Genomic DNA, 16033 nt, shown 5'->3' on the forward strand with positions numbered 1-16033 from the left:
GCTTCATGGTTCAGACGCCTTGTTCGCGGGCCATGTGGCGGGCGATGCGCACCGCATCCCACAACGCTGGCAGGATCACCAGCGACACCGGCACCGCAGTAATGACGATAAAGGACTGCAAGGCCGTCACCCCGCCCGCGCCAATGGTGATCAGCACCACCGCCGCCAGGCCCATGCCGATGGCCCAGAAGCCGCACAGCCACTTCTTCGGTTTATCGTTGCTGGACATCGCCAGGGCCACGGTGAAGGCCATGGCATCACCGTTGGTAGCCACCGAGATGAAGCTCAGGAACAGAAACAGCGCACTGATCAGGCCGCCCAGCGGCAAGTTCTGCGTCACCCCCAGCAGCAAGTCTTCCGGTTGGGTGCCATGGGCAGTAACGATGCCCGGTGTCTGCAGTTCCAGGCCGATGCCGGTGCCACCCACCACGGTGAACCAGAACATGGTCACCAGCGGGGCGATGATCGACAGCGTCATGATGATCTCGCGGATGGTGCGCCCGCGCGAGATTCGGGCGACGTACAGCGCGACCATCGGTGCATAGCCGATGAACCAGCCCCAGTAGAACACCGTCCACCAGTCCAGCCATTTCGGGTCGGCGCGAAACAGGGTCATGGGGATGAAGTTTTCCACGTGCAGGGCGAACGCTGCCGGGAAGCCGCCGAGGATGAACAGGGTCGGCCCGAACACCACCATGAACAGCGCCAGGCCGATCATCAGCCAGACATTGATCTCGCTGACGAAACGAATGCCCTTGAGCCCCACCAGGCACGATACGGTGTACATCAGTGTGACCAGGACGATGGTCAGTGACTGGGTGAGAATGCCGTTGGGCACACCCCATACGGCGTGCAGGGCGCTGCTGATCTGCAGCCCGAGGAAGCCGATCGGGCCAATGGTGCCGGCGACCACGGCAATGATCGAGGTGGCGTCGGCCAGGGTACCGATCGGGCCTTTCAATGCACGCTCGCCGAACAGGGGGTAGAGCAGGGTACGTGGCGCCAGTGGCAGGCCCTTGTCGTAGTGCAGGTGCATCAGCACGATCGCCAACAGGCTGCCGAGCACGGCCCAGGCCAGGAAGCCCCAGTGCACGAAGGACTGCGCCAGTGCTGCGGTTGCTGCGGCTGCGCTGTGCGGTTGTACGCCGGCGAACAAGGGCGGCGGGCTGGCGAAGTGCATCAGCGGTTCGGCGGCGGCCCAGAAGGCACCGCCACCTGCCAGCAGCGCACACATGATCACCGCAATCCAGTTGAAGGTGCTGATGTCCGGGCGCTGAGCCACACCGCCCAGGCGCACCCGCCCGCAGCGGGAGAAACCAATGCCAAGGCTGACCGCGAAGGTCGCCAGCATCAGCACCTGCCAGTACAGGCCGAAGAACTTGGTCGACCAGGCGAACAGCGTGTTGACCAACGCCGACACCGCATCGATGTCGACCAGCGCCGCAATCAGGAATGCGCCAAGAAAGCCGCCGCTGATCAGGAACAGCGGCCAGTCGATGTCCCGTGCCAGTGGCAGGCGCATGGCCTGGCCTTCGGCCGGCAGGGTGGTGGGGTTTTTCATGATGCCTCCGGAACCTGCGATTGTTGTTATTGTTGATGCTGTCCTTGCGTAGGGCTCAAGCTGGCGCCGGGGTGGCGGTCTCCAGCAGGCGCAACCAGTTCAGCCCCATGATCTTGCCTACCTCGTCTTCGGCAAAGCCCCTGGCACGCAGGCCCCGGGCGATGTTGGGGAAGTCGCGGCTGTCACGGAACCACTGCAGGGGCGCCGGCCAGTTGGCGTTGTCCTTGGACCCCTCGCCGTAGTCCTTGTCCTTGCTCCAACGGCCGTTGCGCATCCACTCCAGCACCGCCAGTGGTTGTGCCTGGCACAGGTCGGTGCCGATGCCGATATGGTCCACACCCATCAGGTCGGCGGTGCGCGCGACCATGTCGCAGAAGCTTTCCAGGCTGCAGTCCGAAGCACCCTTGAGGTGGAACGGGTAGGTGCTGAAGCCCAGCAGGCCGCCGGATTCGGCGATACCACGCAGCACGGCGTCAGACTTGTTGCGCTTGGCCGCATGGAAGCTCGACGGGTTGGCGTGGGAGATGATCACCGGTCGGCTGGACAGCTCGATGGCCTGCAGGGTGCTGCGTTCGGCACTGTGCGACATGTCGATCAGCATGCCGACCCGGTTCATCTCGGCGATTACCTGGCGGCCGAAGCGGCTGATGCCATTGTCCTCGTGCTCGTAGCAACCACTGGCCAACAGGCTTTGGTTGTTGTAAGTGAGCTGCATGACGAACACGCCGAGCTGCCGGAATACCTCTACCAACGCAATGTCGTCTTCGATCGGCGAGCAGTTCTGGAAGCCGAAGAAGATGCCCACCCGGCCTTCCTGCTGGGCCAGGCGGATATCGCCTGCCGAGCGCACCGGGCGGATCAGCTCGGGCCAGGTCTCGAAACGGCGGTTCCACTCGCCCAGCCGTGACAGGGTTTCACGGGCGTTTTCGTGGTAGGCAATGGTGGCGTGAACGGCGCTCAGGCCACCGGCCTGCATCTGCTGGAATATTTCCGGGCTCCAGTTGGAGTATTGCAGGCCGTCGATCATCAGGATGTCGTGCATGGTCCGTACTCCTTCAGGGCCGCAGGTAGGTGGTCTTGACCACGGTGTAGAAGTCGCGGGCGTACTGGCCTTGTTCGCGCGGGCCGAAGCTTGAGGCTTTGCGGCCGCCGAACGGCACGTGGTAGTCGGTGCCGGCGGTCGGCAGGTTGACCATGACGCAGCCGGTCTGGGCGCGGCGCTTGAACGCGCTGGCATGGCGCAGCGATTGGGTGATGATGCCGGCGGTGAGGCCGTACTCGGTGTCGTTCAGGGTCGCCACGGCCTCTTCAAAGCCGCTGACGCGGATCACGCAGGCGATCGGGCCGAACACTTCTTCACGGTTGATGCGCATGTCGTTGCGGCTGTCGATGAACAGCGCAGGGCGCATGTAGTAGCCGTCAGTTTCCAGGTGCAGGCGTTCGCCGCCTTCGATCAGGGTCGCGCCTTCTGCTTGGCCCAGGCGCAGGTACTCCAGGTTTTGCTCCAGCTGTCGTGCTTCGGCCACCGGGCCGATCTGCGAGCCGGCGTGCAGGGCATGGCCAACCTTGAGCTGGCGCATGCGCAAGCGCAGGGCTTCGACGAAGCGGTCGTGGATAGCGTCGCAGACAATCAACCGTGAAGAGGCTGTGCACTTCTGGCCAGTGCCGAAGAAGGCACCGTTGAGGGCGCAGTCCACAGCCAGTTCAAGTTCGGCGTCATCCATCACCACCAGGGCATTCTTGCTGCCCATCTCCAGCTGGCAGCGCACCAAGTTACCTGCGGTGGCCACGGCGACCCGTCGGCCTGTCTGCAGTGAGCCGGTGAAGGTCAGCGCGTCGATGTCAGCGGATTGCACGAGGGTTTCGCCGACACTGGCGCCGCTGCCCATGACCAGGTTGAAGGTGCCGGCCGGCAACTGCTGGCGGCTGATGATTTCGGTCAGTGCCCAGGCGCTGGCCGGCACCAGGTTGGCGGGTTTGAACACCACGGCATTGCCGAAGGCCAGGGCCGGGGCGATCTTCCAGGCGGCAGTGGCCATCGGGAAGTTCCAGGGGGTGATGATACCGACCACGCCCACCGGTTCTCGGTGCACTTCGATGTCTACGCCCGCGCGCACCGACGCTGCGGTTTCGCCCATCTGGCGTAATACCTCGGCGGCGTAGTAATGGAAGAACTGACCACTGCGGTTGACCTCGCCGATGCCCTCGGCCAGCGGCTTGCCTTCTTCACGTGAGAGCAGTTCACCCAGCTCCTGCTTGCGGGCGATCAACTCATCGCCAATCGCCATCAGCGCTTGCTGGCGCGCCTCCAGGCCAATGGCCGCCCACTGTGGTTGTGCGGCTCGGGCCGCCTGAATGGCCTGCAGGGTCTGCTCGGTGCTGGCTTGATGGTAGTCACCGATCAGGTCGCTGATGTCCGAGGGGTTGTGGTTGGCAAGGGTGGCCTGGCCTTCGCACCACTGGCCATCGATGAAGTTTTTGTAGGTGTTGTGTGACATGGATGAAAGCCTCTGTTTGCCTGGCGTTCATCTTGCGAGCAATATGGCCCAAATAAAAATTAATAAAAAAAATGCTTCGATAAGGAAAGCTAACCATGTTGCCCGAGCTGAAAATCACCCAGCTGCGCTACTTTGTGCTGGTCGCTGAACTCAAGAGCTTCCACGCCGCCGCACGCCAGGCTTGCCGCACCCAGCCGGCGATTTCACTGGCGGTGCGTGAGCTGGAGCAAAAGCTTGACCAGGCGTTGGTGGAGAAGGGCGGTGGTCGGGTCGAGTTGACGCCGTTCGGCGAGCATTGCCTGCCCCTGTTTCGTGGCCTGCTGGAGCACCACGACCGCATTGCTCGGGAGGCCACTTTGCTGGCCCGGCACGAGATCGGCCAGGTCAGTATCGCCACCGTGCCATCGGTGGCCAGCCGCCTGCTGCCGGGGCCTTTGGCGCGCTTTGTGGCCGAGCACCCGAACGTACAGGTCAGCATCCAGGACGGCACCGCTGAAAGCGTTCAGCATCTGCTGGCACACGGGCAGGTGGATTTTGGTATCAGCAGCCTGTGGCTGAGCGATGAGCAGATCGCCTTTGTGCCGATCATCCACGATCAGGTCGGTGTGGTGTGCCGGGCCGACCACCCCTTGGTGCTGGCCGGTGCGACGCTGCACTGGTCACAGTTGCAGGGGCTGGCGATGATCCGCAACGGCACCTCGCGGTTGCTCGAAGGTACGGATGCCGAGCGCTTGCTCGCCCACAGCCGGCTGTTTGTCTCGAACATGATTTCGCTGATTGCGATGCTGGAGGAGGGCGTGGGTATCAGTACCCTGCCGTACCTGGCGTTCCCGCAGGAAAACGACAAGCTCGCATTCCTGCCCCTGGCGGCGCCGAAGGTAGAGCGGCAGATTGGCATGCTGACTCGCAAAGGCCGCAGCCTGTCGCCGGCGGCGCAGGCTTTGCTTGGGTTCTTGCAGGCGCAGATGGTGCAGTAAGGTGCGCCCAACCGTATAGGCTGGGCGTTGGCCTTAGCTGTTCCAGTCGGGTGCAAAATCGGGGCTTACCACGCGCTGATCCTTCGGCAAGCCTGCGATCAACGCCCGGTCTTCATCATCCAGCCGTACCTCCAGCGCCGCCAGGTTCGCCAGTTGGTTTTCGCGGCTGCTGGCCTTGGGGATCACCGCGACGCCGTCCTGGTCGAGCAGCCACTGCAGCGCCACCTGGCTTGGCAGTACGCCGTGCTTGCGGGCAATCGACTGGATCACCGGCTGCTGCGCCGCCTGGCCACGGGCCAGCGGGGTATAGGCGGTAAGCAGCAGGTCATGGCTGCGGGCATAGTCGAGCAGCGGTTGCTGGTCGAGCAGCACGTGGTACTCCACCTGGATAGCCGACAACGGCGCGCCCAGCGTCTCGATCACCTGGCGCAGCAGGCCGAGGGGGAAATTGGCCACGCCGATGCTGCGCGCCTTGCCCTCGTCACGCAGCGCTACCAGGGTCTCGATGCTGCGGGCCAGGTCCCAGTCCTTGCCGGGCCAGTGGATATGAAACAGGTCTACTTGGTCGGTGCCCAGGGCGCGCAGGCTGTCTTCCAGTGACTGACGCATGGCCTTGGGTTCAAGGCGATCCCACCACACCTTGGTGGTCAGGTGGATCTGCTCGCGTGGCACGTCGCTGTCGCGCAGGGCTTGGCCCACGGCGGATTCATTGTCGTAGGCAGTGGCGGTGTCGATGTGTCGGTAACCCAGTTCCAGGGCCTGGCGCACGGCGTGGGTGCACTCGGTGCCGGTCATCGGCCAGGTGCCCAGGCCGATGCAGGGCAGGTCCAGGCCGTTGTGAGTGGTGAGCCTTCGCATGACGATTCCTTGTAGTGGTTACAGAGTCCGTAACGGATGGTCTTCGATCAGCCCGGTGCGAACCATGCGCGGCAGGCGGAAAGTGGTCGATCAGCGAACGGAAATTGCTTTTGGCCTGGACAGGCGGCAATTGAACTTCCTTATGCTCGTGCATCTCTTCTAGAATTCCAGCTGTTACATCCGCCAGGCCAGCCCTGTGCGGCTTTCCCTGGGCGCTGCATTCAGCCGCGCCGCCGTCGAGAACGCCATGAGTTCCAGCACACCGCTGTCCGGAGTCAACCAACCGCTGCGTGGCATCGCCCTGGTGGTGGTGGCGACGTTCCTGTTTGCCAGTCACGATGCCCTGTCCAAATTCCTCGGTGGCCTGTACCCGATCATCATGGTGGTATGGGCGCGCTATCTGGTGCACACCTTGCTGATGGCCGGGATCTTCCTGCCCAAGTCGGGCCTCAATGTGCTGCGCACCCGCCGCCCGCTGTTGCAGACCCTGCGTGCCCTGAGCCTGTTGAGCACCAGCCTGTTGTTCACTACCGGCCTGCAGTATCTGCCGCTGGCCGAAGCCACTGCGGTCAACTTCCTGGCGCCGGTGCTGGTCACGGCCTTGTCGGCCCCGCTGCTCAAGGAGCGGGTGACGGTGGGGCAGTGGGTGGCGGTGGTGATGGGCTTTATCGGCGTGCTGGTGGTGGTGCACCCCGGCGGCTCAATGTTCACACCGGCAATCCTGTACCCCTTCGGCTCGGCGCTGGGCTTTTGCTTCTATCAGTTGCTGACGCGGATTCTGGCCGCTCACGACAGCCCTACCACCAGCAACTTCTATGCAGGGCTGTGCAACACCCTGGCGATGAGTGCGCTGGTGCCGTTCTTCTGGGAGGTACCGCGTTGGGACCACGCGCTGTTGATGCTGGCGCTCGGCGGGTTCGGCATGACCGCCCACCTGCTGCTGACCCAGGCGTTTCGCCATGCCGCCCCCGCGCTGCTGGCGCCGTTCAGTTACTGCCAGATCGTGTTTGCCGGGCTGCTCGGTATGTTGTTCTACAGCCAGGTGCCGGACAGCCTGAGCCTGGTGGGCATCTCGATCATCTGCCTCAGTGGCCTGGGCGCCGCCTGGATGCAGCGGCGCAAGTGAAATTGCCCGTGTTCACGGCAACGCCATGAACTGCAGGATACGCTCGCGCAGCCAGCGTTCGGCCGGGTCGTTGTCCTGGGCGCCACTCCAGACCATGGACAGCTCCGCTTCGGTGATCTCGAAGGGTGCCGGGTCGGCGCGCAGGCTGCCGTCATCGGCCAGGGCGCAGGCGGCGTAGTCCGGTACCGTGGCGATCAGCTCGGTGTTGCGCAGCAGCGCACGCAGGCTGCCGAACTGCGGCACGGCCAGCACCACCTTGCGGCAACGGCCGATGCGCGCCAGGTCGAGGTCGATATTGCCGCTCATGTCGCCAGAGAACGACACCATCACATGCGGCCGGGCGCAGTACTCGTCCAGGGTCAGTGGCCCCGGGCGATCGTCGGCGCGCAGCACCCGTACGCCAATGTCGCGCAACTTGCGGCGCTTGGCGGTGGCGGGCAGGTCGGTGGTATAGCTCACCCCAACCGAAATCTCGCCGCTGGCCAGCAGCCCCGGCATCAACAGGAAATTGGCCCGCCGCACCACCACGCTGATCTCCGGCGCCTCTTCGCGCAGGGCCTGGAGCAGGGCGGGGAACAGGCCGAACTCGGCATCGTCCGACAGCCCGAGGCGGAATACATTGCAGCTGTTGGCCGGGTCGAATGCCCGCGCTCGGCTGATGGCCGAGGAGATCACATCCATGGCCGGCCCCAGCTCGGTGAAAATCTGCATCGCCCGCGGCGTGGGCTCCATGGCCCGGCCATTGCGGATCAACAACGGGTCGTCGAACAGCTCGCGCAGGCGGGCGAGGGCGGCGCTGACGGTGGGCTGGGTGATGAACAGCTTTTCACCGACGCGGGTCAGGTTGCGTTCGATCATCAGGGCTTCGAACAGCACCAGCAGGTTCATGTCGACGCGGCGCAGGTCGTTGCGGTTCATGGGGCATGGCTCACGTTGGCTGGAAGGTTCGCGGTGCATTGAAGCACGGCGCCGGCCGTTGTGCCTTGTATGGATGTGCCGGCCTTATGGCGGGCCGGATCGGCGCTGACAGAGCCAGCCTATTACGCCGGAATACTGGCTCTATTAGAAGTCTGCCCAAGCTCGACTAGTCTTTCCTCTGGCCCTGCGAATTGCCCATGTGGGCGGCGTCTGAGCACCTGTATTCAAGACCCTGCCGCCATGGCGTGACAGCGTTGCAAGCCCCGTGTCGGCAAAAGACCGACCCGACCTGATGAGGGGTAGGCACGAGCCCCAGTGCTCGGCTGATAGAACACCTGGCATAGACCGGAAATCTGGATAACCGACCCAAAGGTACCCACAGATGTCGAACGAATCGAAATGCCCGTTCCATCAAACCGCAGGTGGCGGCACCACCAACCGTGACTGGTGGCCTGACCAGCTCAACCTGAGAATCCTCCACCAACATTCGTCCAAGTCCGACCCGATGGACCCGGACTTCGACTACGCCAAAGCCTTCAAGAGCCTCGACTTCCAGGCCCTCAAGCAAGACTTGACGGCCCTGATGACCGACTCGCAGGACTGGTGGCCCGCCGACTTCGGCCACTATGGCCCGCTGTTTATCCGCATGGCCTGGCACAGCGCCGGTACCTACCGTATTGGTGATGGCCGGGGTGGCGCAGGCTCTGGTCAGCAGCGCTTCGCGCCGCTCAATAGCTGGCCGGACAACGTCAGCCTGGACAAGGCCCGGCGCCTGCTATGGCCGATCAAGCAGAAGTACGGCAACAAGATTTCCTGGGCCGACCTGATCGTGCTCACCGGCAACGTCGCGCTGGAGTCCATGGGCTTCAAGACCTTTGGTTTCTCGGGCGGGCGCGCCGATGTGTGGGAACCGGACGAAGACGTGTACTGGGGCTCGGAAAAGGTCTGGCTGGGCGGCGACACCCGCTACGGCAAGGAACAGCTCAAGGCCCAGACGCCCGGCCAGGGTGACCTGGTGGCCGAGCCTGCCAAGCATGGCGAAGAGCAAAGCCGCGACCTGCAGGCCGAGCGCAACCTGGAAAACCCGCTGGCCGCCGTGCAGATGGGCCTGATCTACGTCAACCCGGAAGGCCCGGAAGGCAACCCCGACCCGGTCGCCTCGGGCAAGGATATCCGCGAAACGTTCGGCCGCATGGCCATGAACGACGAAGAGACCGTGGCCCTGATCGCCGGTGGCCATGCGTTCGGCAAGACCCACGGCGCCGGCCCCGCCGACAATGTCGGCGCCGAACCCGAGGCCGCCGGGCTTGAGCTGCAGGGCCTGGGCTGGGCCAACACCTTCGGCACCGGCAAAGGCCCCGATACCATCACCAGCGGCCTCGAAGTGACCTGGACCTCGACGCCGACGCGCTGGAGCAACGAGTACCTCAACAACCTGTTCAACTTCGACTGGGAACTGACCAAGAGCCCGGCCGGCGCGCACCAGTGGCGGCCGAAGGAAGGCAAGGGCGCCGGCACCGTCCCGGATGCTCATGACCCGGGCAAGAAACACGCACCTTCGATGCTCACCTCCGACCTGGCGCTGCGTTTCGACCCGATCTACGAGCCGATCGCCCGGCGCTTCAAGGACAACCCCGAGCAGTTGGCAGACGCCTTTGCCCGCGCCTGGTACAAGCTGATCCACCGCGACATGGGTCCGCTTGCGCGTTACCTCGGGCCGGAAATGCCCAACGAGGTACTGCTGTGGCAAGACCCGTTGCCCAAAGCCGAGCCCTCGTCGCTGAATGAGCAGGACATCGCTGCGCTCAAGGCCAAGGTGCTGGCCTCGGGCTTGAGCGTGGGTGAACTGGTGTCGACCGCCTGGGCGTCGGCTTCCACCTTCCGCGGGTCGGACAAGCGCGGTGGCGCCAATGGCGGGCGCTTGCGCCTGGCGCCGCAGAAAGGCTGGGCTGCCAACCAGGGCGTGGACAAGGTACTGGCGGCGCTGGAGAAAATTCAGGGCGAGTTCAACAACGGCGGCAAGCAGGTCTCCCTGGCCGACCTGATCGTGCTGGCCGGTACTGCAGCGGTGGAAAAGGCCGCCAAGGATGCCGGTTACACGGGCAGCGTGGGGTTCCGCCCCGGTCGCGTCGACGCGACCCAGGAACAGACCGACGTCGAGTCGTTCGCGGTGCTGGAGCCGCTGGCGGATGGCTTCCGCAATTTCACCAAGGACCGTTACAGCGTCAAGGCCGAGAAGCTGTTGCTGGACAAGGCGCAACTGCTGACCCTCACCGCCCCCGAGCTGACCGCGCTGATCGGTGGCCTGCGCGTACTGGGCGCCAACCAGGGTGGCAGCAAGGACGGCGTGTTCACCGACCGGCCCGGTACCCTGAGCAACGACTTCTTCCGCAACCTGCTGGACATGGGCGTGGAGTGGAAGCCGACCTCGGCCGACAACGAAGCCTTCGAAGGCCGGGACCGCAAGACCGGGCAGGTGAAATGGACTGGCAGCCGCGTCGACCTGGTGTTCGGCTCGCATGCCCAGTTGCGCGCGCTGAGCGAGGTATATGGCAGCAGCGATGGCCAGGCCAAGTTCATCAAGGACTTCGTTGCTGCCTGGGTAAAAGTGATGGAGCTTGATCGCTTTGATCTGAAGTAACGCCATCAGTACGTGGGGGCGCTGTGCGCCCCATTCGCGGCGCAAGGCCGCTTCCACAGGGTGTGGGGGCGGCCTTTTGTCGCAAATGGCCGGCAAAGCAGCCCTGGCCATCCCGCCAATTCCAGGTCGGATAGATACAAAAGCGTCCTTGTTCGTTCTGTTGCAATGCTTCTCAGGCGGCCGGCCTGAACAGCGTGCTCACAACGACAAGGAACCCGACCATGCAAATGCCAAAGACCCTGAAGATCCGTAACGGCGAAAAGGTCAAAGCGACTTTCTCCGCACAGGAATACGCAGCCCGCCACGCCCGTCTGCGGGCCTACATGGCCGAGCAGGACATCGAGGCGGCGATCTTCACCTCGTACCACAACGTCAATTACTACAGCGACTTCCTCTATTGCTCGTTTGGCCGCCCGTACGCGCTGGTCGTGACCCAGGACAAGGTCGTCTCGATCAGCGCCAATATCGATGGCGGCCAACCTTGGCGGCGCACGGTCGGCACCGACAACATCGTCTACACCGACTGGCAACGCGACAACTACTTCGTCGCCATCCAGCAGGCGCTGCCGCTGGCCTCGCGCATCGGCGTGGAGTACGACCACCTCAACCTGCAGAACCATGGCAAGCTCGCCGCCTGCTACCCCAAGGCCGAGTTGCTGGACATCGGCGCCCCGTGCATGCGCATGCGCATGATCAAGTCCGCCGAAGAGCAGGCGTTGATCCGCCACGGTGCCCAGGTGGCCGATATCGGCGGCGCTGCGGTGGTCGAGGCCCTGCGTGAGCATGTGCCAGAGTACGAAGTGGCCTTGCATGCTACCCAGGCCATGGTGCGTGAAATTGCCAAACGCTTCCCCGACGGCGAACTGATGGACACCTGGACCTGGTTCCAGTCCGGGCTCAACACCGATGGCGCGCACAACCCGGTTACCAGCCGCAAGGTCGGCAAGGGCGAGATCCTCAGCCTCAACTGCTTCCCGATGATCGCCGGCTATTACACGGCGCTTGAACGCACCCTGTTCCTTGACCATTGCCCGGATGATCACCTGCGCCTGTGGCAGGCCAACGTCGAGGTGCACGAAGCAGGGCTGAAACTGGTGCGCCCGGGCATGCGCTGCAGCGACATTGCCCGTGAGCTGAACGAGATCTTCCTGCGTCACGACCTGCTGCAGTACCGCACGTTCGGCTATGGCCATTCGTTCGGCACCCTCAGCCACTACTACGGCCGCGAGGCGGGGCTCGAACTGCGCGAAGACATCGACACCGTGCTGGAGCCCGGCATGGTGGTGTCGATCGAGCCGATGATCATGCTGCCCGAGGGTCGGCCGGGTGCTGGCGGCTACCGCGAGCATGACATCCTGATCGTCAACGACAACGGTGCCGAGAACATCACGCGCTTCCCGTATGGCCCGGAGCACAACATCATTCGCAAATAACGCCCGGTGCCGGCCTTCTTGGGCGGGGGGTTGCCCCGCAAAGAGGCCGGCACGCACACCACAATAATTACTGAATGACCATTAGACCCTGCCTCCAATTAGAAGAATCAGAGGGTACCCGTCATGTCCAGCACCACCCTGAACGCTTCCACTCTCGACGGCTCCGCGCCTAGCGCCGAACGCCAGGCCTTGCGCAAGGCCGCGCGCGCCAGTTTCATGGGCAACTTCGTCGAATGGTTCGATTACGCCGCCTACGGCTACCTTGCAACCATCATTGCAGCTACGTTTTTCCCGCAAACCGACAAGACCAGCGGTTTGCTGGCAACCTTCGCGGTGTTTGCCCTGTCGTTTCTCGTTCGCCCCTTGGGCGGTGTGGTCTGGGGCCATTTCGGCGACCGCCACGGGCGGCGCAACGCGCTGTCGTTGTCGATCCTTATCATGTCGATTTCGACCTTCTGCATCGGGCTGCTGCCCGGCTACGCGCAAATCGGCGTGTGGGCGCCGTGCCTGTTGTTGTTGATCCGCCTGGTACAGGGCTTTTCTGCTTCGGGCGAGTACGCGGGGGCGTCGGCGTTTCTGGCTGAGTACGCTCCACAGGGCCGGCGCGGGCTGTATACCAGCATCGTACCGGCCAGTACGGCGGCGGGGTTGTTGTTCGGCGCGGCGTTCGTGGCGGTGCTGCATGAGGTGCTTAGCAGCGAAGACCTGCACAGCTGGGGCTGGCGGCTGCCGTTTCTGCTCGCGGCACCCTTCGGCCTGGTAGGCCGATATATCCGCATGAGCCTGCAGGACACCCCCAAGTTTCTGGAGATGGAGCAGCGCCTGGAGAACAAGGCCTGCATGGCCCCGGCGCCGATCCGTGAGCTGCTGACCGCGCACCGCCGCAGCCTGGCCATCGGTATCGGCGTCACCTGCCTCAACGCGGTCGCGTTCTACCTGCTGCTCAGCTACATGCCCACGTACCTGTCCACCGAGCTGGGCATGGGCGAGCGGGATGCCTTCATCGCCTCGACCGTCTCGCTGGCCACCTACATCGGCCTGATCTTCCTGATGGGGCGGCTGTCTGACCATTTCGGCCGCAAGACCATGCTGGTGATCGCCTCGCTGTTGTTTCTGGGGCTTACCGTGCCGCTGTTCACCCTGCTCGATGGGCAGCCACTGCTGGTGATCCTGGCCATCCAGATCCTCTTCGGCGCGATGCTGGCGATGAACGACGGTACCTTGCCGTGCCTGTTGGCGGAGATCTTCCCGACCCGGGTACGGTTCAGCGGCTTTGCCCTGAGCTTCAATGTGGCCAATGCCTTGTTTGGCGGGACGGCGCCGTTCATTGCCACCTGGTTGATACAAGTGACCGGCAGCAAGCTGGCGCCGGCCGGGTACCTGCTGGCGGCGGCACTGGTGGCGCTGGTGGCGATGTTGATGTGCCGGGAGACGGCGCATGCGGCCTTGAAAGACTAGCGGGCTTTGCCGGCCGCTTCGCGGGGTTACCCGCGAAGCGGCATCACCTCACTCAGTGCAACGAAGCCTGGCGCCGCTCCCCCAACGGCGACAGCCCAAAGAAGCGGCTGTAGCTCTTGGAGAAATGCGCCGGCGAGCTGAAGCCGCACGCCAGCGCCACCTCACGTACCTGCACATCGCTGCGCAGCAGCAGCTCCCGCGCGCGCGACAGCCGCAACTCCAGGTAGTACTGGCTGGGTGTCCGCTGCAGGTATTTATGGAACAACCGCTCCAACTGGCGCACGGTCACCTCGTTGAGGCTGGCCAGCTCCTCCAGCCCCAGTGGCTCTTCCAGGTTGGCCTCCATGATCGCCACCACCTGGCTCAGCTTGGGCTGGGCGCTGCCGAGCAACGTGCGCAGCGGCACCCGCTGGCGTTCGCGCTCGCCACGCACCCGGTCGCACAGCAGCAGCTCGGCCGCCTTGGCGGCGATGCCCTGGCCACCTTCCTCACGGGCCACCAGTTGCAGCATCATGTCCATGGCCGCCACACCGCCCGAGCAGGTATAGCGGTCGCGGTCCAGTTCGAACAGCTGGCCGGAAATGACGATACCGGGGAACTGCTCCTGCAAGGTCTGCATGTCTTCCCAGTGGATGGTACAGCGGTAGCCTTTGAGCAGCTCGGCCTTGGCCAGCAGGTAGCTGCCGGTGCAGATGCCGCCCAGCGGCAGGCGTTGACGGGCCAGTTGGCGTAGCCAGTCGATCAGTGGCCGGGTGCCACGGCTGCGGTCGATCGGGTTGGCACCGACCACCAGCAGGGCGTCCAGCGCAGGGGCGTTGTCGATACTGTGGTCAGGCAGCACGCGCATGCCGTTGCTGGCCATTACCGGCTCGTGGCTGGCGGCGATCAGCACAGTGCGAAACATCGGGCGGCGGGCGGCCAGGTTGGCCATGCGCAGGGTCTCCACCGCCGACGCCAGGGCCGATGGTGGTGAAGTTGGGCAGGATCAGAAAGCCGAAGGTCTTGACGGTGCAGGGTGATACGGGTGCTGTAGCGGGGTGGACCATTGCGATCTTCCTGTGCAAGCTGAGGCATAGTTGGTCAGGGGCAGTGAAAAATCCAAGCCTCGCGTGTTTCTTGTTGTTATGGGTCGTTGCCGGGTCGATCTTACACCCCCGGCGCAGCGGCCAGGAATGGCTCCGCCGGCTGGCGGCTGCCAACAGTGATTGCCTATAGAAGGTGAACGTTCAGTGAACCCCGAATCCATGCTGGCGGCATTGCCAGGTTTCGCCATGACACCCCGCGTCGATCGAGGTGCTGCCCGATGCCAGGGCCTACCGCGCCTGCCTGCTCGAGCGCATCAGGGCGGCGACCCGGCGTATCGTCATCGTCGCGTTGTACCTGCAGGAAGACGAAGCCGGCCAGGAAGTGCTGGATGCCTTGTACCAGGCCAAAGCCGCGCGGCCAGGCCTGGAGATCACCATCGTGGTCGACTGGTTCCGTGCCCGGCGCGGCCTGCTGGGGGGAGGGCGGCAGCCGGGCAACGCTGCCTGGTATCAGGCCCAGCGCCAGCACCATGGCCTGGACATCGTCATCCATGGCGTGCCCGTGCAAACCCGCGAGCTGTTTGGTGTACTGCACCTTAAAGGCAGCATCATCGACGATTGCGTGATCTACACCGGCGCCAGTCTCAACAACGTCTACCTGCACCGTTTCGACCGCTACCGCCTGGATCGCTACCACCTGTTCCACTCACCGGCCCTGGCCGATGCCATGGTCGATCTGGTGCGTCGCCTGCTGCACCACACTGCCACGCCGCGCCTCGACCTGCCGGCACCGCCCTCGTCCCGCAGCCTGCGCGGCGACATCCGGCGCTTGCGCGCGCGGCTGCGGCGCATGGCCTATGACGTGCCTGCCAGCGCGTCGGGGCAGGGCCTGCGGGTGATCCCGCTGCTGGGTGTCGGGCGCGGCAATCTGCTCAACCGGGTGCTTTGCGCACTGCTGGGCGCTGCGCGCACGCAAATCGTCATCAGCACGCCGTACTTCAACCCGCCACGGGTATTGATGCGCGAAATCGACCATGCACTCGACCGAGGCGTGCGGGTGGAGTTGATTGTCGGCGATCGTACCGCCAATGACTTCTATATCGCGCCCGGCGAGCCGTTCAGTGCCAGCGGCGCGTTGCCTTACCTGTACGAGGACAACCTGCGTGCCTTCACCCGCCGTCGCCAGGCCGCCCTTGCCAGTGGCCAGCTTGAAGTGCGTATCTGGAACGACCCAGGGCACACCTTCCATGCCAAGGGGCTGTGGGTCGACCAGCGCTACTCGCTGTTGACCGGCAACAACCTGAAACCCCCGAGGGTTCAACCTGGACCTGGAAAACGGCCTGCTGATCGATGACCCCGAGGCACAGTGGTTAGTGCCGCGTGAAGCCGAGTTGGCGGGGTTGCGCCAGCATGCGCGCAGGATCGATTCAGCTGCCGAGCTGGGGGTCAAGGCCGAGCACCCCAAGGAAGTGCGCAAGTTCTTGCGGCGGTTGCGCTACAGCCGCCTGGAACCGTTGATCAAGCGGGTGCTGTAACGC

Annotated in this window: 10 protein-coding genes and 2 pseudogenes; 6 read left to right on the forward strand and 6 right to left on the reverse strand. The window is 64.2% G+C overall.

Translation table 11 applies throughout. The features are described 5' to 3' along the window. Nucleotides 1-10 precede the first annotated feature (10 nt). Genes LOY26_RS10390 through LOY26_RS10400 form a run of 3 tightly spaced genes read right to left on the reverse strand, consistent with a single transcriptional unit; the run spans nucleotide 11 to nucleotide 4059 of the window. Complete coding sequence (locus LOY26_RS10390; protein ID WP_186660037.1) at nucleotides 11-1561, reverse strand: BCCT family transporter; 1551 nt, start codon at nucleotides 1559-1561, stop codon at nucleotides 11-13. Nucleotides 1562-1616: 55 nt separating this feature from the next. Continuing rightward, nucleotides 1617-2603 carry a dipeptidase gene (locus LOY26_RS10395; RefSeq protein ID WP_186660039.1) on the reverse strand — a complete coding sequence of 329 codons (987 nt, stop codon included), beginning with the start codon at nucleotides 2601-2603 and terminating at the stop codon, nucleotides 1617-1619. 13 nt (nucleotides 2604-2616) lie between these two features. Then, a complete protein-coding gene (locus LOY26_RS10400) occupies nucleotides 2617-4059 on the reverse strand; it encodes an aldehyde dehydrogenase family protein (protein WP_258714693.1) in 1443 nt (480 codons plus the stop codon). 95 nt (nucleotides 4060-4154) lie between these two features. On the opposite strand from LOY26_RS10400, the gene LOY26_RS10405 reads away from it, so the two are divergent. Continuing rightward, on the forward strand, nucleotides 4155-5036 hold the full coding sequence (locus LOY26_RS10405; protein WP_258714694.1) for a LysR family transcriptional regulator: 882 nt from the start codon (nucleotides 4155-4157) through the stop codon (nucleotides 5034-5036). A 33-nt stretch (nucleotides 5037-5069) separates the two neighbouring features. Here the strand turns inward: LOY26_RS10405 and LOY26_RS10410 are convergent, their stop codons facing one another. Next, nucleotides 5070-5894, reverse strand: a complete 825-nt coding sequence (locus LOY26_RS10410) for an aldo/keto reductase (protein WP_033697288.1) — start codon at nucleotides 5892-5894, stop codon at nucleotides 5070-5072. A 247-nt stretch (nucleotides 5895-6141) separates the two neighbouring features. Here LOY26_RS10410 and LOY26_RS10415 point away from each other — a divergent pair, with 247 nt between their 5' ends. Next, nucleotides 6142-7020 carry a DMT family transporter gene (locus LOY26_RS10415; protein ID WP_186666099.1) on the forward strand — a complete coding sequence of 293 codons (879 nt, stop codon included), beginning with the start codon at nucleotides 6142-6144 and terminating at the stop codon, nucleotides 7018-7020. A gap of 12 nt (nucleotides 7021-7032) precedes the next feature. Here LOY26_RS10415 and LOY26_RS10420 read toward each other — a convergent pair whose 3' ends face one another. Next, the gene (locus LOY26_RS10420) at nucleotides 7033-7938 is read right to left on the reverse strand and encodes a LysR family transcriptional regulator (RefSeq protein ID WP_033699993.1); all 906 of its coding nucleotides are present in this window, start codon (nucleotides 7936-7938) and stop codon (nucleotides 7033-7035) included. Between the two features lie 382 nt (nucleotides 7939-8320). Here LOY26_RS10420 and katG point away from each other — a divergent pair, with 382 nt between their 5' ends. From katG to LOY26_RS10435, 3 genes are all read left to right on the forward strand, one after another. Continuing rightward, nucleotides 8321-10579 (forward strand): catalase/peroxidase HPI, encoded by a 2259-nt coding sequence (gene katG, locus LOY26_RS10425; RefSeq protein WP_186660051.1) that lies wholly within the window; start codon nucleotides 8321-8323, stop codon nucleotides 10577-10579. Nucleotides 10580-10800: 221 nt separating this feature from the next. Next, on the forward strand, nucleotides 10801-12012 hold the full coding sequence (locus LOY26_RS10430; RefSeq protein ID WP_033697291.1) for a M24 family metallopeptidase: 1212 nt from the start codon (nucleotides 10801-10803) through the stop codon (nucleotides 12010-12012). Nucleotides 12013-12135: 123 nt separating this feature from the next. Continuing rightward, on the forward strand, nucleotides 12136-13470 hold the full coding sequence (locus LOY26_RS10435; protein WP_033697292.1) for an MFS transporter: 1335 nt from the start codon (nucleotides 12136-12138) through the stop codon (nucleotides 13468-13470). A gap of 52 nt (nucleotides 13471-13522) precedes the next feature. On the opposite strand, the pseudogene LOY26_RS10440 reads toward LOY26_RS10435, so the two are convergent. After that, nucleotides 13523-14516: pseudogene (locus LOY26_RS10440) on the reverse strand (GlxA family transcriptional regulator). A 183-nt stretch (nucleotides 14517-14699) separates the two neighbouring features. Here LOY26_RS10440 and pssA point away from each other — a divergent pair. After that, nucleotides 14700-16030, forward strand: a pseudogene (gene pssA / locus LOY26_RS10445) (CDP-diacylglycerol--serine O-phosphatidyltransferase). Nucleotides 16031-16033: the final 3 nt, after the last annotated feature.

It is taken from the genome of Pseudomonas sp. B21-047, assembly GCF_024748775.1.
In the GTDB taxonomy this organism is placed as follows: domain Bacteria; phylum Pseudomonadota; class Gammaproteobacteria; order Pseudomonadales; family Pseudomonadaceae; genus Aquipseudomonas; species Aquipseudomonas capeferrum.